This is a genomic window from Polaromonas sp. P1_G4, from assembly GCF_056405475.1.
In genome coordinates, this window is record NZ_JBFUCA010000900.1 from 1 (window position 1) to 1,004 (window position 1,004).

1 protein-coding gene is annotated in these 1,004 nt (G+C 58.6%); it reads right to left on the reverse strand.

The window, feature by feature from the left end; translation table 11 throughout:
* A partial coding sequence (locus AC1D1X_RS24305; protein WP_477699488.1) for a hybrid sensor histidine kinase/response regulator occupies nt 1-1,004 on the reverse strand: 1,004 nt, incomplete at both ends.

A 1,004-nucleotide genomic window follows, 5' to 3' on the forward strand; every position in this document is an offset into this window, starting at 1 on the left:
AATCCAGGGTGTCCATGAACTCATTGATCCTGATGGGCTTGGTGAGGTAGCGAAAGAAGCCGGCTTCCATGCCTTTTTCAATGTCACGAGGTATGGCATTGGCGCTGAGCGCCACCACCGGAATGTGTGCAGTCAACGGATCGGCACACAGAATCTGTACCGCCTTGATGCCGCTGATGCCCGGCAGGTTGATGTCCATCAGGATGATGTCCGGCTGCGAGGCCTTGGCCATCGCGATGCCGCTGATGCCGTCACGGGCCGACAGCAGCCGGATGTCGGAGCGGCGCGCGATGAGGTCTTCCACCAGCATCAGGTTGGCGGGGTTGTCTTCTACATACAAAAGGGTGTGGGCGCGGGGATCTGTAGGCACCTGGCGTTGCAAGGCCGGGGCCAGGGTTGCCAGTTCGGGGTGGAATTCCCGCTGTTCGGTGACRTCCATTTCAATCCAGAACACACTGCCTTTTCCGACAACGCTTTCCACGCCGATGACGCCACCCATCAGCTCAACCAGCCGCTTGGTCATTACCAGGCCAATGCCCGTGCCCTGTTCGGTATTGGCCTCCTGGCCCAGGCGATTGAAAGGCTGGAAGAGCTGGTCGATCTTGGCCGGATTCAGGCCTTCGCCCGTGTCCTCAATGCAGATACGGATGCGCTTTTGCGGCAGATCCACGCAGTTGAGCACGACTGTTCCGCTGCTGGTGTTGTATTTGATGGCGTTCGACAGCAGGTTGATCAGTACCTGCTTGAGCCGGGTGCGGTCGGCATTCACGAAGCAGGGCACAGGGAATTTCGGAAACGTCACGGTAATGCCGCGTTTGCCGGCCTGTGACTCGACCATCGTTTCGCATTCAAGCATGACCTCGGCCAGCGACACAGGTTCCAGCGACAGCGACAGCTTGCCGGACTCGATCAATGCCAGATCCAGGATTTCGTTGATCAATTCCAGCAGGTACCAGCCGGCCTGGAGAATCTGGTCCACACTGCGTTTTTGCGAGGGCGTTGGC